The sequence below is a fragment of the Thalassobacillus hwangdonensis genome (assembly GCF_042675915.1).
GTDB classification, from domain to species: Bacteria; Bacillota; Bacilli; order Bacillales; family Halobacillaceae; genus Thalassobacillus_A; species Thalassobacillus_A hwangdonensis.
On sequence record NZ_JBHTKL010000006.1, the window covers coordinates 246,787 to 266,166 of the forward strand.

General features: G+C 43.8%; 29 protein-coding genes, 1 riboswitch and 1 other annotated feature. Of the genes, 7 read left to right on the forward strand and 22 right to left on the reverse strand.

All coding sequences use genetic code 11. From position 1 onward, the window contains the following. Window positions 1-80: 80 nt before the first annotated feature. Window positions 81-530 (reverse strand): hypothetical protein, encoded by a 450-nt coding sequence (locus ACFQ2J_RS16810; protein ID WP_386063263.1) that lies wholly within the window; start codon window positions 528-530, stop codon window positions 81-83. A 189-nt stretch (window positions 531-719) separates the two neighbouring features. After that, window positions 720-1,430 (reverse strand): DUF459 domain-containing protein, encoded by a 711-nt coding sequence (locus ACFQ2J_RS16815; protein ID WP_386063266.1) that lies wholly within the window; start codon window positions 1,428-1,430, stop codon window positions 720-722. Between the two features lie 122 nt (window positions 1,431-1,552). Between ACFQ2J_RS16815 and ACFQ2J_RS16820 the strand changes: the two genes are divergently transcribed. Further along, window positions 1,553-1,684 (forward strand): YjcZ family sporulation protein, encoded by a 132-nt coding sequence (locus tag ACFQ2J_RS16820; protein WP_386063268.1) that lies wholly within the window; start codon window positions 1,553-1,555, stop codon window positions 1,682-1,684. Between the two features lie 49 nt (window positions 1,685-1,733). On the opposite strand, the gene ACFQ2J_RS16825 is transcribed toward ACFQ2J_RS16820, so the two are convergent. From ACFQ2J_RS16825 to crcB (ACFQ2J_RS16865), 9 genes are all read right to left on the reverse strand, one after another. Continuing rightward, the gene (locus tag ACFQ2J_RS16825; RefSeq protein ID WP_386063271.1) at window positions 1,734-2,426 is read right to left on the reverse strand and encodes a nucleotidyltransferase domain-containing protein; all 693 of its coding nucleotides are present in this window, start codon (window positions 2,424-2,426) and stop codon (window positions 1,734-1,736) included. A gap of 124 nt (window positions 2,427-2,550) precedes the next feature. After that, window positions 2,551-3,183, reverse strand: a complete 633-nt coding sequence (locus ACFQ2J_RS16830; RefSeq protein WP_386063274.1) for a FusB/FusC family EF-G-binding protein — start codon at window positions 3,181-3,183, stop codon at window positions 2,551-2,553. A gap of 15 nt (window positions 3,184-3,198) precedes the next feature. Beyond that, complete coding sequence (locus tag ACFQ2J_RS16835; RefSeq protein WP_386063276.1) at window positions 3,199-3,528, reverse strand: hypothetical protein; 330 nt, start codon at window positions 3,526-3,528, stop codon at window positions 3,199-3,201. Window positions 3,529-3,584: 56 nt separating this feature from the next. Then, a complete protein-coding gene (locus ACFQ2J_RS16840) occupies window positions 3,585-4,442 on the reverse strand; it encodes an alpha/beta fold hydrolase (RefSeq protein WP_386063279.1) in 858 nt (285 codons plus the stop codon). A gap of 26 nt (window positions 4,443-4,468) precedes the next feature. Beyond that, window positions 4,469-5,695 carry an MFS transporter gene (locus ACFQ2J_RS16845; protein WP_386063282.1) on the reverse strand — a complete coding sequence of 409 codons (1,227 nt, stop codon included), beginning with the start codon at window positions 5,693-5,695 and terminating at the stop codon, window positions 4,469-4,471. Between the two features lie 58 nt (window positions 5,696-5,753). Then, window positions 5,754-5,997 (reverse strand) — a binding site (T-box leader). Between the two features lie 200 nt (window positions 5,998-6,197). Further along, entirely contained in the window at window positions 6,198-6,959 is a 762-nt protein-coding gene (locus tag ACFQ2J_RS16850) for a class I SAM-dependent methyltransferase (RefSeq protein ID WP_386063285.1), read from the reverse strand. Between the two features lie 16 nt (window positions 6,960-6,975). Continuing rightward, entirely contained in the window at window positions 6,976-7,437 is a 462-nt protein-coding gene (locus ACFQ2J_RS16855; RefSeq protein ID WP_386063288.1) for a GNAT family N-acetyltransferase, read from the reverse strand. Between the two features lie 106 nt (window positions 7,438-7,543). Continuing rightward, the gene (gene crcB / locus ACFQ2J_RS16860; protein ID WP_386063291.1) at window positions 7,544-7,918 is read right to left on the reverse strand and encodes a fluoride efflux transporter CrcB; all 375 of its coding nucleotides are present in this window, start codon (window positions 7,916-7,918) and stop codon (window positions 7,544-7,546) included. Then, window positions 7,915-8,292, reverse strand: coding sequence for a fluoride efflux transporter CrcB (gene crcB, locus ACFQ2J_RS16865; RefSeq protein WP_386063294.1), 378 nt, complete (start codon window positions 8,290-8,292; stop codon window positions 7,915-7,917). Before crcB (ACFQ2J_RS16865) ends, crcB (ACFQ2J_RS16860) begins: the two co-directional genes overlap by 4 nt. Window positions 8,293-8,341: 49 nt before the next feature. Next, window positions 8,342-8,405, reverse strand: a riboswitch (Fluoride riboswitch). Window positions 8,406-8,588: 183 nt separating this feature from the next. Here crcB (ACFQ2J_RS16865) and ACFQ2J_RS16870 point away from each other — a divergent pair. Genes ACFQ2J_RS16870 through ACFQ2J_RS16880 form a run of 3 tightly spaced genes read left to right on the forward strand, consistent with a single transcriptional unit; the run spans window position 8,589 to window position 10,404 of the window. Further along, the gene (locus ACFQ2J_RS16870; RefSeq protein ID WP_386063296.1) at window positions 8,589-9,116 is read left to right on the forward strand and encodes a hypothetical protein; all 528 of its coding nucleotides are present in this window, start codon (window positions 8,589-8,591) and stop codon (window positions 9,114-9,116) included. Window positions 9,117-9,119: 3 nt separating this feature from the next. Further along, complete coding sequence (locus ACFQ2J_RS16875) at window positions 9,120-9,497, forward strand: nuclear transport factor 2 family protein (RefSeq protein WP_386063299.1); 378 nt, start codon at window positions 9,120-9,122, stop codon at window positions 9,495-9,497. Beyond that, complete coding sequence (locus tag ACFQ2J_RS16880) at window positions 9,478-10,404, forward strand: NAD(P)-dependent oxidoreductase (protein WP_386063301.1); 927 nt, start codon at window positions 9,478-9,480, stop codon at window positions 10,402-10,404. The genes ACFQ2J_RS16875 and ACFQ2J_RS16880 overlap by 20 nt, the downstream gene beginning before the upstream one ends. Before the next feature lie 165 nt (window positions 10,405-10,569). Here ACFQ2J_RS16880 and ACFQ2J_RS16885 read toward each other — a convergent pair whose 3' ends face one another. Then, window positions 10,570-11,385, reverse strand: a complete 816-nt coding sequence (locus tag ACFQ2J_RS16885) for an MBL fold metallo-hydrolase (RefSeq protein ID WP_386063304.1) — start codon at window positions 11,383-11,385, stop codon at window positions 10,570-10,572. 262 nt (window positions 11,386-11,647) lie between these two features. On the opposite strand from ACFQ2J_RS16885, the gene ACFQ2J_RS16890 reads away from it, so the two are divergent. Together ACFQ2J_RS16890 and ACFQ2J_RS16895 are read left to right on the forward strand one after the other, a co-directional pair. After that, window positions 11,648-12,382: a YqcI/YcgG family protein gene (locus tag ACFQ2J_RS16890; RefSeq protein ID WP_386063307.1), complete on the forward strand. Its 735-nt coding sequence runs from the start codon at window positions 11,648-11,650 to the stop codon at window positions 12,380-12,382. 79 nt (window positions 12,383-12,461) lie between these two features. Continuing rightward, entirely contained in the window at window positions 12,462-13,346 is an 885-nt protein-coding gene (locus ACFQ2J_RS16895) for a dimethylarginine dimethylaminohydrolase family protein (RefSeq protein WP_386063311.1), read from the forward strand. Here the strand turns inward: ACFQ2J_RS16895 and ACFQ2J_RS16900 are convergent. The 10 genes from ACFQ2J_RS16900 to ACFQ2J_RS16945 form a co-directional block, all read right to left on the reverse strand. Beyond that, window positions 13,339-13,806 carry an NUDIX hydrolase gene (locus ACFQ2J_RS16900; protein ID WP_386063314.1) on the reverse strand — a complete coding sequence of 156 codons (468 nt, stop codon included), beginning with the start codon at window positions 13,804-13,806 and terminating at the stop codon, window positions 13,339-13,341. The genes ACFQ2J_RS16895 and ACFQ2J_RS16900 overlap by 8 nt on opposite strands. 16 nt (window positions 13,807-13,822) lie before the next feature. Further along, window positions 13,823-14,203 (reverse strand): NUDIX domain-containing protein, encoded by a 381-nt coding sequence (locus ACFQ2J_RS16905; RefSeq protein ID WP_386063317.1) that lies wholly within the window; start codon window positions 14,201-14,203, stop codon window positions 13,823-13,825. Beyond that, on the reverse strand, window positions 14,184-14,732 hold the full coding sequence (locus ACFQ2J_RS16910; protein ID WP_386063320.1) for a GNAT family N-acetyltransferase: 549 nt from the start codon (window positions 14,730-14,732) through the stop codon (window positions 14,184-14,186). Before ACFQ2J_RS16910 ends, ACFQ2J_RS16905 begins: the two co-directional genes overlap by 20 nt. Before the next feature lie 15 nt (window positions 14,733-14,747). Beyond that, window positions 14,748-15,497 carry a phosphotransferase family protein gene (locus tag ACFQ2J_RS16915; protein WP_386063323.1) on the reverse strand — a complete coding sequence of 250 codons (750 nt, stop codon included), beginning with the start codon at window positions 15,495-15,497 and terminating at the stop codon, window positions 14,748-14,750. Window positions 15,498-15,640: 143 nt separating this feature from the next. Next, window positions 15,641-17,071, reverse strand: a complete 1,431-nt coding sequence (locus tag ACFQ2J_RS16920) for an MDR family MFS transporter (protein WP_386063326.1) — start codon at window positions 17,069-17,071, stop codon at window positions 15,641-15,643. 99 nt (window positions 17,072-17,170) lie between these two features. Next, window positions 17,171-17,377: a hypothetical protein gene (locus ACFQ2J_RS16925; protein WP_386063329.1), complete on the reverse strand. Its 207-nt coding sequence runs from the start codon at window positions 17,375-17,377 to the stop codon at window positions 17,171-17,173. 59 nt (window positions 17,378-17,436) lie between these two features. Continuing rightward, on the reverse strand, window positions 17,437-17,814 hold the full coding sequence (locus tag ACFQ2J_RS16930; protein WP_386063331.1) for a nuclear transport factor 2 family protein: 378 nt from the start codon (window positions 17,812-17,814) through the stop codon (window positions 17,437-17,439). Between the two features lie 25 nt (window positions 17,815-17,839). Further along, window positions 17,840-18,208, reverse strand: a complete 369-nt coding sequence (locus ACFQ2J_RS16935) for a VOC family protein (RefSeq protein ID WP_386063333.1) — start codon at window positions 18,206-18,208, stop codon at window positions 17,840-17,842. Window positions 18,209-18,241: 33 nt separating this feature from the next. Further along, window positions 18,242-18,616: a VOC family protein gene (locus tag ACFQ2J_RS16940; protein ID WP_386063336.1), complete on the reverse strand. Its 375-nt coding sequence runs from the start codon at window positions 18,614-18,616 to the stop codon at window positions 18,242-18,244. Window positions 18,617-18,683: 67 nt separating this feature from the next. After that, on the reverse strand, window positions 18,684-18,842 hold the full coding sequence (locus ACFQ2J_RS16945; protein ID WP_386063339.1) for a hypothetical protein: 159 nt from the start codon (window positions 18,840-18,842) through the stop codon (window positions 18,684-18,686). Window positions 18,843-18,967: 125 nt separating this feature from the next. On the opposite strand from ACFQ2J_RS16945, the gene ACFQ2J_RS16950 reads away from it, so the two are divergent. Beyond that, window positions 18,968-19,348 carry a RidA family protein gene (locus ACFQ2J_RS16950; protein WP_386063341.1) on the forward strand — a complete coding sequence of 127 codons (381 nt, stop codon included), beginning with the start codon at window positions 18,968-18,970 and terminating at the stop codon, window positions 19,346-19,348. Window positions 19,349-19,380: the final 32 nt, after the last annotated feature.

The window sequence follows — 19,380 nt, forward strand, 5'->3', positions numbered from 1 at the left end:
AAAAAGTCTTTGTCATTCCAATTATTTCAAAACTCCGAAAACTTTACAATGAAAAAAGACTGACCAATCCAAGGTCAGTCTCATAACGTAATGCTCCAAAATTCACGGTCGGACATGACAAGATCATACGGATCCCGGATGTCCTGCCAACGAATACTTTTCTTCCTTTCTAAAGCACGTTCTTCTTGACCACTGATACAGGTGAACATCTCAAGCATCCCACCTCTGGTGATGGCTTCATCCAAATAGGAATACAGGATGTTGAGACATTTCCGTTCGGCCCGGCTGCCGTCGATTTCATGGCGCAAAGGAACATGGCTGTTCATAAAAGCGACTTGATTCTTAAACGTGAAGTGGGCACTGTAAGAATGCCTTTTCCCATCCTCTTTATCATAATTCCCTTCGAAATAAAGATGGGTGAAATCCAACTCTGTCGCAAATTCATTCGGTTTATCCGGTGACACAGGATTCAGTCCTAACGTAACAGTCGGAAGTTTGATAGGCGATGCCAAATACGTATATTGCGTCACTTACTCCACCTTCTCATCAAGAAACATTTCAAGCTTCTTCCCTTGGCTGTAAAATTGAATAGAAGATTCTTTTTTTCATGTCCTAATCTCCTTTCATTTCCTTAATCTAGGATATAATAATAAAACTCAATCAACAACAAGCCATTTACCCACACATACCAAATAAAAAGACTAAGCGTCTGCTCACGCTTAGTCTTTCTTTTGAATTGAAAAATCGTATTCGTCGATGATTCGCATTGTCAATCGCTCATACCCTTGTTCATTCAAATGAAGATTGTCACTGAAATATTTTTTATCATTGAATAGGTCATCGGTAGGAACATAAGTGATACCAACGGAATCATCTATGATTGATTTACTTGTCTCATTCCAATTCTTATATAGGGTACTGATCTCTTCTGAACCAGGAACTGGGTTATACAATCCGACAAATACAATCGGCGCATCAGGATTGGTCTTCCGAATAGTACCCAGGATTTCTTTCAGATTGGACTCATAATCCATTTTTCCTTTTTCCAATTTTTCTGGATGGAGTTCAGAAAGGTCCCCTCCATTGCTCTTAATGATGTCATTCATACCAATGAACAACAGGACATGATGGGCTTCCCCGACTGACTCCAGTACATCGTCTTTTTGCAGCTGTGCAAGCAGCCCATCCGACTGCTGATCGGGAATACCATGGTTGTCCACTTCGATATCATGTTCTTTATGCTTCGACAACCACTGATTCAGGTTCTCGACATAGCCATGGCCGGATTCATCTCCGAGTCCATAAGTCAATGAATCTCCTAAAGCGACCAGTTTTTCATCCTCTTTATTAAGAGTTGTAAAACCGACGATGAATAAAGCAATAATCAGGATCAGTACGAATGCCCAAGTGATCTTCGGCTGTTTTCTCATAAGGTGCACCTCCAGCTATTTAGCTATCCTTCCCCGTGGTCCACTCGCATAAACCTAAGTCTATCCGCCCTTCCGAATTCCTTCTCCGCTCATATACTGTATTTCAAAAGGTGGTGATACACATGGGCTTTTATGGAGGCTATCCCGGTTACGGTTGTGGTGGAGGATACGGAGGCGGTTACGGCAGCAACTTCATCCTTATCGTCGTACTATTCATCCTACTCATCATTGTAGGTGCATCAATTTTCTATTAATTTAAAATACACACGAGGCCAGACTGGTACTTACCCAGCCTGGCCTCGTTCACTTTACTTGGGAATAATCATCGAACAATCTACCCCCGAATGGCGCAATCACTTGATCAGCAAATTCAATCAGGCTATCCTTCGACTGATTGAATTGATAATCCATGATGCAACGGACGAAATTATCCGTCAACGATTTGTCATAACGATGCAGTGCCCTGTACATCCATTTCCCCTCACCAGTCCATTCGTTATTAGCCCTAAGTATAAAGCGGTGCAAGCTTCCAATTAACGCATGCACGATAAATATGTTTTCTGCATGATGGTCTGATGCATCCAAATCGTTCAGGTAATCGGTAATCTCATATCGGATATCATTCAATTTTTCAGCCGGTAAAGGATTTGGTCCCCCTGTTAAATGATCTTTCCCTTTAGCAATCAGAGCCTCTCCTGCTTTTCCCCCCTTAATCACAGCACCCTCTGCACAGAGTCTGGTCATCAGAGGTGTCCCATGATGCTTTTCGATGAACAAGGCGTAGTCCAATGAATCCTCATCATATACGAAAGCTTCGATCGGCCAGCCTTTGTACAGATACGATTTCCGAATGGACGCATCATCAATAATCACCAAATCCACGTCCGATTGGTTTGTATGATCCCCTCGCACATAACTTCCTGAAAGCAGAACGATTCTGCTGTCGGGATAGTAATCCTTTATAAAATCTGCTACTACTGCTCTACACTCATCCATCCGCTATCGCCTCCCCGAAAGACTATATAGTAGCCTACGGAAAGAGGATTCGAATGGCAAGGCGGATGCCTATGCATGAATCATTTAAAATACTGGTACTTACATGAACCACTGTTATTTTTTACTATTGCACACGCTCTATGAATTCTTGCAGACCGTCCAGGTTCGTAAGGTTATCATTGCAGCGTTCACTATCTTTGCAAATATAATTCCCTTTTTTCGAGTAAGTGCCCAACTCTTTGCCTTTCTTTTCAGTGAGAAAAAGGCCGAGTGACTCATGCTCCTGACAAATGTTACAGATGCCATCTTTATTAGATGGTGTGAATGTACCCTGTACTCCAATCAGTTCGCCATTTTCCTCTGAAACGATGAACTTCTTCCGGGACCCTTGGTCTATCCAACTCAAATAGGAATAATTTCGAAGATCCATCTCATCGACTTCAGGGACATTCAACTTCTTCACTTTCGGAAACAGCTTCTCAATCTTCTTCTCACTGATTTTCCAAGGGTGAACATACGCTTTCAGCATTTCAAGATAGATATCCAAATCTTCTTTCGTGTTCATATTTTTTATCGAGAGGAGCAGACGCTGCTGATCTTCTGTCCGATTCGGAAATTCACTGAGCACATCATCTTCAACGAGTGATTCAATCGCTTCAAGAACTGCTGAATCCTGTGAAGTGACATAAGCACCTACAAGCTTTCTGCCCTGCTCCCTTATAAAGTTATATTGAGCATGATGGATGAAGGCTTCCATGCTAATCCCTCCTAGTTACTTATTATTATCCTCTGAACCAAGCGAATGTGGTAAAACCCCACCTGTAATGGTCTTAAGAACATTGTATAACAGGCTCCTTGCCATGGAAATGACGACTCCCACAATGATGAACTTCACTGTAAATGTGAGCAATTCCCCGGAGATCCACACATCGATCATCGGGAAGATATACAGGAAGACCCCTGTGCAGATAGCAACTGTGGTAATGAAAGCAATTACACTAGTAATCCACTGCAAGGTGTTCAGCTTTGATAATGATGAGCGATTTTTCCATGCCAAGTTGATGATGATAAGCAGGGTGGCAGCAAGTCCGATTATTTCCATGTTTTCTACCTCCTTTTATAGCGTGTTTTTCGCCATAAGCAGACATGTGGGATGAATTATTTTCCGGGAAATAATTGTTGATCACTCTTCTTTTTGTCACTTTGAATAAAATCCTGTAGAAGATCGACCATCACATCTGGCTGCTCCAAAATTGTCCAATGGCCGCTTTTATCTACTGTAACCACTTCAGCATGTGGAAGGTATTCCCCAAATACATCCTCGATATAATCAGGAGATAATACATCATGGCTCCCCTGAGCAATAAGAATCGGAGTATGAGACAGAGAGTGTAAAGCAGGAATCAAGTCGAACTTAAGCTCAATCTCTTTACTTAATTGGCGCTGGACATCCGGATTATATTCAATCGAAGTTTTTCTCTCCAAAACGTTTTTATCATAGACATAAAAAGGATCGAGCAATTTTTCAATCCGATGTGAAGCATCCATCCCCATTCCGTTCAAAACGCTGTATAATCCCAACTTGAATTTTTGGGAGTTCGAAAGTTTATGTAATAATTGCTTTTTGAATTGATGATAAGACTGATGATGAACGCCAATAGCTGCTGTTAAAAAAATCCTCTTTGTATATTGAGGGTACGCTGAAGCGTATGCTAAAGCAAGCATACTTCCCCACGATTCCCCCATAAGAGTCATTTGTTCCAGGCCAAGCTTTTTTCTTAATCTTTCTAACACCTCTACTTCTTTTTCGATCGTATATTCCTTGGACCTACTGGACCTCCCGCACCCCATTTGATCGTATAACACAACTTGATGCCGATCCTTGATTTTTTGTGCAAAGGATAAGAAAAATTCATGAGTTCCACCTGGTCCACCATGCAAGCATACGATTGGCGAGCCTTCCCCAATCGTACGAACGTATAGTTGGAAATCTGTAAAATCCATTACCTGTTCCATGCAATCCCCCTTTTACTACACATTTTCTAAATCATCCCTCTTGCACGAGTTCTGACTTTCACCTGTTTCAACTGTATAAGGCAAAGCACTAGTGCAATGCACAACATCGCAATCGCCCCAGCCATCACTGATGCTTGGATGGAAGTCAGTTGAGCTGCCGCTCCGATGAATGCTGTAGCAATAATGACACATCCAGCCTCCGCCATTCCATAAACACTTGTTACCCTCCCCATCACTTCCACCGGAATTTCATTTTGATAGAATGTCATGAATCCAGTGTTTGCGAATGCCAGTGAAAATGACAGAACAAAGAATCCGATACCAGCCCCGGTGAAACCATCCGAAATAGCATAAATCAGATATCCTACTGTCACGCTGACTGTTCCAATACCCATCAGTACAGAAGTGCTCAATCGATGAGCGAAGATGGTAGCGACTATTGCTCCAACTGCTATCCCCGCTCCAGCCACACTCACAAGTAGCCCGTAAACAGCATCTGACAAATGTAGTACTTCTTTTGAAAAAGCTGCTTCCAGTGAATCAATGGCAGCGGTCATAACGATAAAAAGCGCGAATAGAAAATAAACACTCATGATCCATCTATTATCCTTACTGAATTTCCAAACGACACCCCAATCCTTCTTCAAGGCAGAAAGAGTAATTTTTTCATGTCTACTTACGTTATCCGTTAATATAGGCAGGAAACTTGTAATGATTCCGGAAATGATGAATGTAGCAGCGTTCACATAGATGGCGAGCCACGGAGATCCAATGATAAATAAAGCCCCCGCTATCGCTGGACCGATCAGAAAACCTCCGGAGTCAATCAAGCTCCTGAGCGAGTTGAACCTTTTTCTTTTCCCTATTGGGATCAGCTTCGTGATGTAGGTCATTGAAGTCGGTTCAAAGATTGCACTCGACATATTCACGATAAATACGATGATATAGATGGCTGCCATAGAGTCCATCCAAGGCAGCGTCACTAGAAGCAACCCTCTCAATATATCCATGCCGATCAGCAGATTCCGCTGATTCCATCGATCGATCAAGCTCCCCGACCAGGAATTCGTGACCAGAGCCGCTGCAGGTTTTAACATATAGAGCACTGCCACAGCTAGTGCAGATCCCGTCTTGTCCAGTACGATTAGATTAAGTGCAATCAGATAGATCCAATCCCCGATATTGGATAAGCCGACACCGCCGAGCAGTAATAACGGAAATTTCCATGAAGCAACTTCTTTCTTTTTTTTCATACGAATCCTCCCCTTCTTTTGTTTCAACGAAAAAAATCCCACCCCCAAGACCGTTAGTCTTGGAGGCGGGATTATCTATCCGCGGTGCCACTCCAGTTCGTCACTATGTCACCATACCGACCTTTTCAGGTATCCATCAACACCTTAGCTCTGTAACGGGAGCTCCCGTCAAACCATCCCCACTTCCGGTTCCGATCTGCCGCTCAGAGGTTTGTTTCAATGGATGCCATCTGCTCCTTCCCACCAGCCAGGAGCTCTCTGTAAGATGCCTTTTCATCTACTCTTCTCTTCTTTGCGTTTATAGTTCCTCTTATTATCGTCAAGTGGCGGGAAAATGTAAATAAAGATTTTTGGATTTGTTTAATAAATCTCATGATTTGTATAATAAGCCCGGAAATTTGTATGATAAACGCGCCGGTTTGTTTAATAAAGCCCCGAATTTGTATAATAAACCCCAACTTTTGTGTAATAAACCCCAACTTTTGTGTAATAACCAACCACGCTACCGTTTTTCTGCGACAACATTCAATTTGGAAAACTGGTTGACGATCGTCTTTTCCGGATCCTTTGCAACGTCATCAATCATCCGCTGCTTTCCTTCTTCAAATGCTTTTTCATCGATCAGAGTGAATACCGAAATATCCTTGTTCTCTACATGATGAAGGTAATCTCTCACACGAAGTTCGCCCATCTTTTGATGTACATCCAGGCTTACCTTCAACCCTCTTTCTTTTAGTGCGTAATAGATTTTCTCCTTCGACCAGTACCTTTCTGCATCAATCTCATATGCAGATGGAAAATAGTGATACACCCACCAATTCTCCATTGTGCCAAAATCGGTGTTGTGCATCTTGTAACGACCATCCTTCTTCAACACACGGACCACTTCGTCCAGCACCTGCTCTTTTTCAGTGAAATGATGGAAGGCGTAATTATTCGCTATGAAATCAAAAGACTCTCCATCATAAGGCAAGTCTTCAGCCTGACCGTAAACAAACTCCACCGCGTCGACTTTTTGTTTTGCCTTTTCCAGCATTTCTTTCGATGCATCGAGTGCATGCCATTCAATCGCATCGCTACCGAAATGTTCTGTCTGTCGTTGAAGGTAAATCCCTGTCCCGCATGCCAGATCCAGTACTCGAAGATTCGGTATGCTACTATTGCTGATAAAGGATTCTAAGTCCTGATCCACACCAACTTCCTTCACTCTGAAATCATTGTGATCATAGACCGAGGCAATCTTTGAGTAATCCGTGACTTTCATCGTTAATCCCCCCTATCTAACCTAGTTGTTTTCTGAAGTGCGCCCGTTCCCCTTCATACCTTTCAATCTTGTAGCCATTAGCACTATAAAATCCTACTGCACTTTGCCATCCTTCATGTGTTTCCAAAACGAGTTGCTGGTAGCCCATCTCCAGAGCCTTCGCTTCCAGCCTGTCCAGCATTCGTTTGGCAATCCCACGTCGTCTGTAATTTTTTTCAACCGACATCCGCACGATTCGCCCTACTCCTGCTTCTTCATACGCAATCGCACCTGTGGCAATCAATGTTCCATCAATAATCCCCGTCAAAAAAGTGGTACCTGGCTGTTTATATGTAGTCATGATGTCGGTGAGGTCCGGATTTAAAGAATAGTCAATGAACCCAAACCTTTCTTTGAAACCCTCTAAAATCAGATCTCTGGCATCGTCGACAAATGCTTCGCACACTGGTGAAATGATTAAGATACCCAGCTTATTCAAGTCCACACCTCCGTGATTTTTTACTGCCAGTTTCATAGTTCCACATACCAAATGGAAATTCCTCTACAAAAGAAGGCTGACTTCAATTTTATGAAGACAGCCTCTATTATCCTAATGCTTTTCCTATCCAAAATCCGATGAATGCAAGTGAAATACCCACACCGTAGCTTATGGTATTGTATAAAACGAGAAGCTTCCATTTTTTATCGACATGAAGCTGGATCGATTCCAGCTTGAACGTGGAAAAAGTCGTAAACGCACCTAGTAATCCAGTACCTAAAAACAAGAGCAGCTTATCCCCTATCCCAGCACCAATCAGTATACCTAAAAAGAACGATCCAATAAGGTTAACAACCAACGTTGCGATAGGAAGAGCGTAAGTGAATTTATTATTTATGAATTGACTGATGGCAAATCGACCGATTGCACCAATAAATCCACCGGCACCGACGAGGAGCAAATGTAAAAGGCTGAAGGTCATACGACTCCCCCCTTACGACTGAGGGAATAGCCAAGGTTCGAGAGCAACAATCCGCCAACGATACTTACAAAGATATAAAGCACCCCGAGCCACGCGTCACCACGATTAACCAGCGTTACGGTATCGACACTTAAGGTAGAAAAGGTTGTAAATGACCCGACAAATCCTGTTCCAATCGCAGTCTTCCACTTCGAGGAAAGCGACCATTGATGGACAAGCTTGAACGTAAACCAGGCTAACAGGAAGCTGCCCACTAAATTGACCGTCAGCGTCGAGAATGGAAAGATCATATCTGCATCCATGAGCCATACTCCAATCAAATACCTTAGGGAAGCACCTAAAAACCCAGCTATACCAACCCAAAAATATACCATCGCTATCCCTCCCTTCCTATCACGAAAAACTCCTACTGGTCCTATAAATATGCCAGTAGGAGTCATCAGCCTTCTGCAGGTAGTTCATAGCGAACTCCTTCGCCTTTTTCATCTATTGCCATCATACCCGACCCCTTTCTTTGATTCAAGTTGCCATTCAAAGCCAGAGCTCAATAGTTAGAAAATTATGTTAAAATGAATTTTAATGACTGTTCAGGAAAGGATTCACACCTTAATTACCTTCCGGGTATGGTGGGTCCTTTTATAAATAAACTTTTCAAGCATAGGTGATTGTAGTGAAAAAAATTCTATTGATACTATTGTTAGTGCTCAGCGCGTGTTCCTCTACATATGCAGAAGATGATGTCGTCGCAGAAGTTTACGGGAAAGAAATAACGCTAAGGGATGTGCAATTGCTACACGAATACGATGATGAAGATTTACCTCAAGTAGTGAAAACCTACGTGAAACAAGAAATCATCATACAGGAGGCAAAAAAGCTCAATCTGGATATATCTGATTATGAAGGAGGAATGAATCCACGTACTTACGAGCTACCTCCGCCTGCACCCGAGGGGCACATAAATCCGATACGCGATTTCATCCTGCGACAATCTGAAAAGCTATCGATGACTCCTGAAGAGTATATGGAAGTCTATTATCCAACCCGGAATGAACGACATGCTTATTTCGCGGCGTACTTGGATGAAAAGTTTGGCACACTCGAAACAGAGAGTCTGGAAAAACACGAAAAAACAAATGCATTCTATAAAAATCTACTAACCTTATACGAGGATGACGTAGAGATCTATGTGGGGTGGTAGCGGATGAACTTAGCATTGAAAGAACACTTGAAAGCATTGGAAGAAGGTCATATCAACATCGAAGTCCGTAAAGACCGTGAAAAGCTGGGAGACATTCTTGCTGATGATTTTTTCGAAATCGGCAGTTCTGGATACTTCTATGACAAAAAGGACTGCTTGGACAGTGGCGGCGTTGTATTGATGCAAATGACCCTGCATGACTATCAGATTTATCCTCTCGCGACGGATGTGGTGATGTCCACCTATTTCATTGAAGACACGACACGGAAGCGCAATACGCTTCGCAGTTCGATTTGGAAGCGGATCGATGGCCGCTGGCAGCTGTACTTCCACCAGGGAACCATCACCCCGATGCAACTGGATGCAATTTCAAAAGAATAATAGAGAGGTGGAAATAAAGTTGAAGAAACACACAATCGGATTCATCGGTTCCGGCGTAATGGGACAGAGCATGGCTGGACATTTGATGAAAGCTGGCTACGAACTGAATATCTATACGAGAACGAAAAGTAAAGCAGCTAGACTGATCGAAGAAGGTGCGAAGTGGAAAGATAGTGTTGCAGGATTGGCATCCTCCTCCGACATCATCATAACAATTGTCGGCTATCCTGCTGATGTAGAAGAAGTGTATCTTGGAGAAAATGGCATCTTGGAGCATGCCGGACAAGACTCTTACCTCATCGATATGACGACCTCCGCACCCAATTTAGCTCAAACCATTGCCGAACAAGCAAGCGCAAAAGGAATGTTCGCTTTCGATGCTCCAGTTTCCGGTGGGGATATCGGCGCAAGAAATGCTGCACTTACGATCATGGTTGGTGGGGAACAAGAGCCCTTCGAAGAAATCCGTCCCGTATTGGAAGTAATGGGCCAGAATATCGTGTTGCAAGGAAGCTCTGGGGCAGGTCAGCATACAAAGATGTGCAATCAGATCGCAATTGCTACCGGGATGCTCGGGGTCTGTGAGGCAATCATGTATGCGGAACATGCTGGACTTGATCCGAAAACAGTACTGAAGAGTATCGAGGCAGGTGCTGCAGGCAGTTGGTCTTTATCCAATCTTGCTCCACGGATGATCAATGGGGATGAAGCTCCAGGCTTTTATGTAAAGCACTTCATCAAGGACATGAAAATCGCTATTGATGCAGCTGAGCAGATGGAGATCCCCGTGCCAGGTCTCAAGCTGGCAAAAGAATTATATGACCGATTCAGCGAAGCTGGTGGGGCAGAAAAAGGAACGCAGGCACTTTACACCTACTATCAGCTGATGGCAACAGGTGAAGCCTGAGCTTTTCGTACAAATTTTTGGTTTATTTAAACATCTTCAGCATTTTATTATACAAATCCAGTGATTTATTACACAATTCAGCCGGCTTATCATACAAAAACCCTGATTTATTATACATTTGCAAAAAGCGCAGCACACGAATCCGCTCATGCTGCGCTCCTTCTATTACGTAGAGAACAATCGCCCTTCAATCGCATCGATGTAACGTTCAGCAGATTTCTGAACTGCTTCACTCGCATTCGTTTCAATCACTCTATGGAATGCATTGTATAGTCGATTGAATTCCAGCTGTCGGATCCGGCCTGCTATATCTTCAACCTTGCTGCTCGGTAATGGAATTAAGTTAGGATAACTATACATAAAGCCCACCCATCCCTTGTGAGCAACCACTTGTATGATATCTCCAGTGAATAAAATACCATCGCTTTTTTCCAAGTGCATTACAGCCCCACCCTTGAAATGTCCCCCCAAGCGATGAAGGCTTAATTCATCACTTAGTTTCAAGGTTTCATCCTCCCAAAAACGAATGCCTTCATAGGATTCCATCACCCAATTCCTATCATCGTTGTGAATGTAAATCGGTGCTCGAAACGTTTCTGCCCACTTGGCCTGTGTTGAGTAGTAATGGGGATGTGACAAAGCGATTGCATCTATTCCGCCAAGAGATTCGATCACTCTGATCGTTTCTTCATCCAGATAGGTCACACAGTCCCAAAGTACATTGAACCCCTCTCCAATAATCAGATATGCCGTTTGACCAATCCCGAATCTCGGGGTGGTTGTAATGCTGTACACATTCTCTTCCTCTTTGATGATCTCATTCTTGAATGTTCCACTCTCAATCATCGAATTCAAAGTGGTCCACTGCTGTCCATCCGGGTGAACATATTGTCTCTCCTCATTGCAAATCGAACATTGCTGAGGTACTTCCTCACTCTCCCCATATTGAATCCCACATGTACTGCAAATATATTTATCCATTTTATTTCCCCCTCCCAAATTATCTTTCTATAAAAATCATACCTTTGGTCAGGAAAAGAAACTTCAGGGAAAGGGTTGAACTTTTTCTACGACTAAAGTAGGAAATCCCATATGCCCCAGTGCATAGGCATCTATCATGGAGCATATAGTTATAAGTACTTCCACGACCGATCCACCACCTTCACACTTCGACATTTACTATGTTTAAAAAGCTTTTCTAAAGTGAATAGATTGGTAGCATCTAACAAAAAGGAGTCGAACTATGCTTAAAACAAACAGCCGTCATCTTCTTACAAAATCAAGAATGGAGCAGCAGGAGGATATCCCCCAGTGGCTCGCGGATGAGTACAAGACATTCTCTGAAATCGTTACGGATAAGACGTTTCCATGCTTCTTTGGCAGAACTGGTCAGCGAAAAGGGGAGCTCCGCTATGCCTACATAGAACACGATAAGTGGGATCATCTGCCTGAAGCGGTAGAGAGCTTCCTCAGTTTGTTCACCGAAACGAACCCGATCAGACACGGTCTTTTCATTTTTGTCGAGCCGGAGAAGACCGAGCAGTCTCTCGAATATTACCGTGCTTACTTTTGGAAGATCCTTCAATATTTACATGAGAACGACCGCTTCCCATGGCCGGAAAGTGCACCTGAGGATCCCGACCATCATCTCTGGGACTTCCATTTTGCTGGTCAGCCGATTTTTACGTTTGGTAACGCGCCAGCGTATAAGCAACGCAGAACGAGACATCTAGGGAACAGCCTGATCCTTGGATTCCAGCCCCGCACGATTTTTCAAGGTCTGGAAGGCACCGAAAAAGGTGGCGTCATGTCCCGTGAGCAAGTGCGCAAACGCGTGGAGAAGTGGGACGGATTGCCGACTCACCCTGACATCAGTCATTTCGGTGATCCCAATCATAATGAATGGAAGCAGTCGTTCATCGGTGATGATATCGAGCCAATCCAGGGGAAGTGTCCATTCCATCACAAAAACAGTTGATTCCTACTGAACATGCGCAGGTTTCACAAATGGACCAGCGGGGAACTTGACGATTAATTGAAAGATGGAGGTTTCGAAAATGAATCGAATTGCGATCGATAACAACATCCATTGTGAGACAGAATATGCAGCCTTGAAAAAAGTGCTCGTCGCAAAGCCGTCTTACATGAAAATAACTGAAGTGATCAATGAAACGCAAAAACATTATATAGAAAACAACATTGATGTTCCTTTGGCAGTGCAGCAGCACGAGAATTTCGTTGATGTGCTTCAGCAAAACCTCGTTGAAGTAGCTGAACTACCAGCTGATCCTGTTTTACATGAGCAGGTGTTCACGAGGGATATCGGATTCACGATCAACGATCAGTTATTCGTAGGTTCAATGAGTGAAATGGTCCGCCAAGAAGAAACCGATGTGCTGAAAGACTGGTTGAAGGCAAATGCATTACCTTATGAAGATGGACTGCCATCATCGATTGAAGGTGGAGATGTAGTGACCGACGGATCGACAATCTGGATCGGAATCAGCGGACGCACCTCCCATAAGGCCATTGTAGAACTTCAAGAGCGATTACCTGACCATACCGTCGAGCCCTTGCAGCTCCGAAAAGATATCCTGCACCTTGATTGTGTATTCAATATCCTTGGTGAGCAGACCGCACTCGTCTATACTCCTGCGTTTTCAAGACGTGGGTTAGCGAAAATTAAAGCACGCTTCAATGTCATTCCAGTCACGAAGGAAGAACAGTTCCATATGGGACCGAATGTACTTTCCATCGGAGACAACAAAGTGATCAGCCTGCCCCAGAATGAACGGTTGAATCGAGTGATGCAAAGGAAAGGATTCAATGTCGTGCCGGTGAATTTCTCGGAAATCATCAAGTCAGGTGGCTCCTTCCGATGCTGCACGCTCCCGCTTCAACGAGAAATGGAAAATGATCACAACGAGCCAGGTATCAATTGATACCTGGCTCGTTTTTCTTAGCAATGAATTCATTAATGATCGGTAAATCTGGTGGATTGATGGGTGAAGGGAGTTGAGAAATATCGAAAAAATCTAGCGCTTCTACTTCTTTGTCTTCTTTTTTCAATCTCCCTGAAAAATCGCAACATACGTAAGCGGTCACCACATTGTAAACCTCATCCCCATGGGGATATTTATAATAGAATCGTCTACCTGAATAAACATTGAATAACTCAAACTTATTAGCTACCAACCCAGTTTCCTCGTAAAGCTCCCTTTTTGCCACCTCTTGAAGTGACTCACCTAATTCAAGAGAACCCCCGGGTAAACCCCAGCAAAAGTTATCAGCCCGTTGCTGTAAAAGTATTTGTTCTTTCCCATTGACGACGATGACACATGCACCCGTCATCAATAAAGGGCGCGTGCCTACCAGCTTCCTAAGTTCTTTAATGTATCCCATATGTACACTCCTTCAATTAATAGAGAGACTGAAGTTTCAGAGCAACTTCTTCTGGTCGCACGTCAATCAAATCCAGCTTTTCTATGGCGATCCAGACAGGCAGATAGCTCCCCCTGCCACCTTTAAACTCTTCCCCTTCCCCCGTTCCGAAAGTGCCTCCATTTATCTCTGCCTTGAAAAAGTACTGCGTGCCATTGTATGCAACTTCCACCAGTAACTCCTTTACTGCAACGGTCACTCCCAGTTCTTCGAAAGCTTCCCTTCTCGCCGCTTGGGAGATGGTTTCTCCTTCTTCAATGCCACCCCCCGGAAAAACGTAATACGTCTCACCGTTTCTGACTCGCTTGATCAATGCTACATGACGGATGCTCGGTTTCTCATCGATGCTTCCACTCACTTCTCAACAGGGAATACATCAACAAATCATCAAAATTCCCTAACGTATATTCATAGTGTCGCAGTAATCCTTCTCTTTGGAACCCGTTTCGTTCCACCATGTTTTGCGAAGCGAGATTTTCAGTTTCAATCAATGCTTCCACACGCTCAAGCCCAAGCTTCTGGAATCCATAGGAAAGTACAGCATGGATTGCTTCAGAGGCAATGCCTCTCCCCCAATGGTTCCTGCTTAGTTCAAAGCCGATCTCTGCCCGGTGATGTTTCGGAGCCCGATTCAGAAAACCACAGCTTCCAATCATTTGATCGGTGTTCTTTAACGTTATCCCCCACCGCATCCCTGTACCCTCCTCTTTGATCGAGGTGTACCAATCGAGCTCATTCCTGACATCCTCTAAGAATACTGCAGGGGCAAGGCCCATATGCTTCACAACTTCTCTATCTGATAAATAGTCAAACATCGCATTCAAATCTTTTTCCTCAACATCTCTTAAAATAAGTCGCTCGGTTTCGAAAGTTGGAAGTTGTTTCATTGATCTCGCCTCTTTCTAACATTGATTTCCAGTAACATAACAGTCTACTATTTCCAATAATCGGTCAGGGTCCTCTGTATCCACTTGTTCAGCCAGTCTAGCCCCCGCTATGATAGGCGCCCAGTCAAAAATCTCTTCCAACGGTACCCCACTTTCCTCACAGTAGATTTTCACATAGTCATCAGCTAAACTCGGATAATGCTGGGAATACAGCAGATAGGTTCGATACACATCTGCCCGCGGGTTACCACCACTGGCATCCACCCAATCCAGGATGGTTACACGCCCACCGCCTTCCATCAGGTTGTATATATGAAAGTCACCATGACAAAGCTTCTTTTCCATGTCCATGGAAGCCAGCTTCTCAAGCAATGCTTCTTTTTGATTACGGTTCAGCTTTGGTGCAGCACTGATTTGTCGGGCTAATTTTGATGGCATAGGATTAAGATCAATCGCATCAATTTTATGTATCTCCATCTGAACGGCTATGGATTGACGCAGATAATATTCAGCATAATTCATGTCTTTTTCAAGGTTATCTCCCAGGGTCGTCCCCTCAATATATTCCATGACGATTGCTTGTCGACCATCGATTTTCGTCACCTCTTTTACTTCAGGGACCGGGAGACCAGATTCGAAAGCAAACCGCTGCTTCCTCGCTTCATTAAAAGCTTCCCCTTCTCCGAACCGCTCATGAAAAACTTTAATGACCTTATCGTCTTGTCGGAAAATCGTAGCCGTGTTCCCTTTCCCTACCTGATCCATCTGCTTCTCTCCCGTTCTACCATCTTCTTCATTTGTATAACTCCTTCGCAAAATAATCTCACTATGTACTAGACGGTTATAGAAGCCAGAATGTTTCACCTATAGAAAAAGTCCACCATCCCGCTAAGGATGATGGACGTGAATTATGATTCCTCTTCAAAATCAGGTGCTACTGCCTTTCTGATAAACAGTGCCACGCCGAAAGCGATGATCGTTAACGCAAGCGCGAACCAATAGGCGTGATGCACACCATTGGTCATCGCCTGATTCATGATGTCTTCCGTGATTGTGCCACTTTGTTCCTTCAAGTAACTGGTCTGTCCCTGGCTCATGATGCTGACGAAAATCGACACCCCGAGCGCACCTCCGATCGGCTGCAATGTATTGGCAATCGCAGTCCCATGAGGATAGAGATGCTTAGGCAATTCATTCAACGCATTGGTCTGAGCAGGCATAAGGATTGCAGAAATCGAGAGCATCAGAATGATATAGGCAAGCACGAAGAATCCAATCGGAATCGATGGGTTGAGATTACTGAAAAAGAACATCACCCCCACCAGCATGATGGTTCCCGGAATGATCAGTTTTCTGGGACCGAATTTATCGAACAGTGTCCCCATCACTGGTGACATCAAGCCGTTCAGCAATGCTCCAGGTAATAATAATAACCCCGCCATTTTCGGAGAAAATCCTAGCGGTCCCTGCAAATACATAGGCATCACGATTTCCGAAGCGAACATCGCCATGATGACGATGACGAAGATGGTAATTCCTCTCGCGTAACTACTGTATTTAAAGACGCGCACATCAAGCAAGGGTTCCTCAAGCTTCAGCTGGCGGATCACAAACCACGTCAAGCTGATGATACTGACTCCAAGGATGACGATGATGTTCACCGAAGCGAATCCTTCACCACTTTCACCTGCACTGCTGAATCCGTAAACGATTCCGCCGATCCCAATCGACGAAAGGATGATCGACAGGACATCTGCCCTAGGACGCGTAACTTCCCCGACATTCTGCAAATATTTCACAGCGAAAAGGATGGAAAATACAGCAAAAGGGATGACCGTGATGAACAGCCAGCGCCATCCTAAGTAGTCAACGATCACACCGGATAATGTCGGACCAATTGCCGGTGCGAACATAATGACAAGCCCGAATGTCCCCATGATTTTCCCGCGTACCTCAGGCTTATATAGAAGCAGAAGTGCGTTCATGATGACCGGGATCAGCAAACCTGTTCCAACAGCCTGAATCATCCGTCCGGTCAACAGCATCGGGAAATTGATTGCCGAAGCTGCGATGATTGTACCTGTCAGAAAGCAGGACATGACGCCGATGAACATTTGTCTCGTTGTGAACCACTGGATCAACAATGCAGAGATCGGCATGAGAACCCCCATCACCAGCATGAATCCGGTCGCCAGCCATTGGACGGTTGTCTCTGATATCCCAAAGACATTCATCAGTTCCGTTAATGCAATATTGAGCAAAGTCTCATTCAAGACCGCAAAGAACGCACCGATCATGAATGTAATTAAAATGATTCGTTTATTTATTGATGGTTCCATAGTTTCCTCCAAGATGATTGAAATAAATACTTATCTATGTTCCCTCAAACAGCATGGTCATTGCAAGCAAAAAACCTTCCTAATAATTAGGAAGGTTCATTAAGAGTAAAATCCAATGGCGTTCAGAATTGCAACACCTATGCCCGTTACGGCAAATCCCGCAAGTGTAGTGACCATCACGGTCCGGAAGCGTTTGGTCTCCACCCAGACGGTGATGCCGAGTATAACCGTAAATAAGATTCCGAAAAATAGTGCTGCACCTGGATTCGTCGGTGTAATCCAGTCAAACCAGCTCAAAAATAGCATGAGTATTGCCCCCATTCGGAAATGATTTACCTTATTTACGCGTTAGGTGATCAAAGGTTTCATTTTTCCAATTCAATATACTCCCTTATCAGTTTCCAACCGTTCTCCTCATTACGCCAGACAAACATGCATTGTGCCGTGAACGGAATGCCTCCGATGACATTCGTTTCCTTCCCGAGCACCAATACTTCTTCTCCTTCTTTCCGTTCACTTACAGAAGCAGTCTCGAAACTTTTCTCTGCATCGTCCATCTGCTTCAATACACTGTTCAGATCGTAGTCGTAAAAGTATGGATCAGGCTCTTTGATTCCTGAATGAGCCCAGTAACCGACAAATTCTTTGGACATGTGCGCGCGTATCCCGTCTCCGTTCTTTGTCGTGAAACCTTCGTTCCAGGCATGAAAATATTCTTCCAGCACGTTATCAATCGTTAGCATTTGTAAATCCTCCATTATGTAATGATTATTCCTGGCAAACCATCAGTAGATTGCCATCCGGGTCCTTGAAAACGAAATACTTGTCGTGCTCCACTTCTGTAACAAGCTCCACATCATTCGTCTTCATAAATTGATAGGAGGCATGGATGTCTTCGGTAGCGAACTGGATAGCAGGTACATTCAGTGGCTGGACTTCTCCCTGTTCATTTTTCCACATCGGCATCTTGTCCAGCACCATCCCTGTACCGTCCATCTCAGCAATGAACAAATGATCGAACATTTCCTCTCCGTTCTGTACATCGAGCATTTTCGTGTACCATTGCTTTGCTTTTCCAATATCCTTTACTGGAATGAAAACCGTACTCACCTTGTTCTTGATCGGACTTTTAGACATTCATCTTCCTCCCCACTTTATTGTGCTTGCATATCATCCGGTACAAATCATGATGCAATGCCCATCCGGGTCAAGGATGGTGAAAAATGAAAAATCTTCAAAGTTGGTGATTCCTGACTCAATAGTGTATCCTTGATCTTCCGCAAATGTGTATGCTTCTTGAATATCATCGGTATGGAAGTTGAAAAGCGGATATTTGCTCGGAGTGACCTGTTTCTCCTCCGTCTCCGATCCGGCATCGAGCGTCAGCCCTGTGTGGTGGTTGATTGATAGATTATAAACGGGGTCTGTGACTGTCTCCAAGTCATATTCCTGACCCAACAGTTCCGAGTACCATTTCACTGATGATTTCAAATCACTGACATGGACGAAAATTGTATGAATCTCGTTTCTGACTGGACTATGCATAGAATAATACCCTCCTATGAATAATGATGAGGAATTTTTCTGGGGATGTTCGTCATGAAGTTATAGTTCACTGTTTCCGGGTTAAACGCTTTTCAAACTCATTTTCTTCGTTATGTGTTGATGCGGGAATGACTGTTTCCTTTGCAACTCTTGATACAATCCAAGCGATAACCAACCCTACAAGCGCGACATTGAGGACGAACAGTAGTAATGGTATCCATTGCAATTTGGAAATCTCCTCCTTTTTTCACTAAAACCATTGTAGCATACTTTTCAGAACATTCATTCTTTTTATGGTCATTCACAGATCCCCACCCTAAAGTTATAATTGGATTAAAAAGGAGAGTAATTATGTTCAAAACGTATGAAACAACTAAAGCACCGGCAGCAATCGGGCCATATTCACAAGCTACGGAAGCTGGGAATCTTGTATTCATTTCCGGCCAAATCCCTTTGGATCCTGAAACACAGCAGTTCATTTCCGAGGATGTAAAAGAACAAGCAAAGCAAGTCATGCACAACCTCGGCGCTATCCTGGAGGAAGCTGGCCTTACATACAGGAATATCGTCAAGGCGAACATCTACCTCGATTCGATGGACGATTTCGCTGTAGTGAACGAGGTATACGCAAGTTACCTGAGCGAGCCATACCCAGCACGTGCAGCTGTAGCGGTAGCGACATTGCCTAAAGGTGCAAAAGTCGAAATCGAAGCGATCGCTGTAAAAGGATAAAGAAAAAAAGCAGAGCATCGTCGCTCTGCTTT

What these genes read in the sequence shown, in the direction of transcription:
- ACFQ2J_RS16815 (WP_386063266.1), bottom strand. Translation starts at nt 1,430, where the DNA reads ATGAGAAAACAGCCGAAGATCACTTGGGCATTCGTACTGATCCTGATT.
- ACFQ2J_RS16820 (WP_386063268.1), top strand. Translation starts at nt 1,553, where the DNA reads ATGGGCTTTTATGGAGGCTATCCCGGTTACGGTTGTGGTGGAGGATAC.
- ACFQ2J_RS16825 (WP_386063271.1), bottom strand. Translation starts at nt 2,426, where the DNA reads ATGGATGAGTGTAGAGCAGTAGTAGCAGATTTTATAAAGGATTACTAT.
- ACFQ2J_RS16830 (WP_386063274.1), bottom strand. Translation starts at nt 3,183, where the DNA reads ATGGAAGCCTTCATCCATCATGCTCAATATAACTTTATAAGGGAGCAG.
- ACFQ2J_RS16835 (WP_386063276.1), bottom strand. Translation starts at nt 3,528, where the DNA reads ATGGAAATAATCGGACTTGCTGCCACCCTGCTTATCATCATCAACTTG.
- ACFQ2J_RS16840 (WP_386063279.1), bottom strand. Translation starts at nt 4,442, where the DNA reads ATGGAACAGGTAATGGATTTTACAGATTTCCAACTATACGTTCGTACG.
- ACFQ2J_RS16845 (WP_386063282.1), bottom strand. Translation starts at nt 5,695, where the DNA reads ATGAAAAAAAAGAAAGAAGTTGCTTCATGGAAATTTCCGTTATTACTG.
- ACFQ2J_RS16850 (WP_386063285.1), bottom strand. Translation starts at nt 6,959, where the DNA reads ATGAAAGTCACGGATTACTCAAAGATTGCCTCGGTCTATGATCACAAT.
- crcB (WP_386063291.1), bottom strand. Translation starts at nt 7,918, where the DNA reads ATGACCTTCAGCCTTTTACATTTGCTCCTCGTCGGTGCCGGTGGATTT.
- crcB (WP_386063294.1), bottom strand. Translation starts at nt 8,292, where the DNA reads ATGGTATATTTTTGGGTTGGTATAGCTGGGTTTTTAGGTGCTTCCCTA.
- ACFQ2J_RS16875 (WP_386063299.1), top strand. Translation starts at nt 9,120, where the DNA reads ATGAACTTAGCATTGAAAGAACACTTGAAAGCATTGGAAGAAGGTCAT.
- ACFQ2J_RS16880 (WP_386063301.1), top strand. Translation starts at nt 9,478, where the DNA reads ATGCAATTTCAAAAGAATAATAGAGAGGTGGAAATAAAGTTGAAGAAA.
- ACFQ2J_RS16885 (WP_386063304.1), bottom strand. Translation starts at nt 11,385, where the DNA reads ATGGATAAATATATTTGCAGTACATGTGGGATTCAATATGGGGAGAGT.
- ACFQ2J_RS16890 (WP_386063307.1), top strand. Translation starts at nt 11,648, where the DNA reads ATGCTTAAAACAAACAGCCGTCATCTTCTTACAAAATCAAGAATGGAG.
- ACFQ2J_RS16895 (WP_386063311.1), top strand. Translation starts at nt 12,462, where the DNA reads ATGAATCGAATTGCGATCGATAACAACATCCATTGTGAGACAGAATAT.
- ACFQ2J_RS16900 (WP_386063314.1), bottom strand. Translation starts at nt 13,806, where the DNA reads ATGGGATACATTAAAGAACTTAGGAAGCTGGTAGGCACGCGCCCTTTA.
- ACFQ2J_RS16910 (WP_386063320.1), bottom strand. Translation starts at nt 14,732, where the DNA reads ATGAAACAACTTCCAACTTTCGAAACCGAGCGACTTATTTTAAGAGAT.
- ACFQ2J_RS16915 (WP_386063323.1), bottom strand. Translation starts at nt 15,497, where the DNA reads ATGGATCAGGTAGGGAAAGGGAACACGGCTACGATTTTCCGACAAGAC.
- ACFQ2J_RS16920 (WP_386063326.1), bottom strand. Translation starts at nt 17,071, where the DNA reads ATGGAACCATCAATAAATAAACGAATCATTTTAATTACATTCATGATC.
- ACFQ2J_RS16925 (WP_386063329.1), bottom strand. Translation starts at nt 17,377, where the DNA reads ATGCTATTTTTGAGCTGGTTTGACTGGATTACACCGACGAATCCAGGT.
- ACFQ2J_RS16930 (WP_386063331.1), bottom strand. Translation starts at nt 17,814, where the DNA reads ATGCTAACGATTGATAACGTGCTGGAAGAATATTTTCATGCCTGGAAC.
- ACFQ2J_RS16935 (WP_386063333.1), bottom strand. Translation starts at nt 18,208, where the DNA reads ATGTCTAAAAGTCCGATCAAGAACAAGGTGAGTACGGTTTTCATTCCA.
- ACFQ2J_RS16940 (WP_386063336.1), bottom strand. Translation starts at nt 18,616, where the DNA reads ATGCATAGTCCAGTCAGAAACGAGATTCATACAATTTTCGTCCATGTC.
- ACFQ2J_RS16950 (WP_386063341.1), top strand. Translation starts at nt 18,968, where the DNA reads ATGTTCAAAACGTATGAAACAACTAAAGCACCGGCAGCAATCGGGCCA.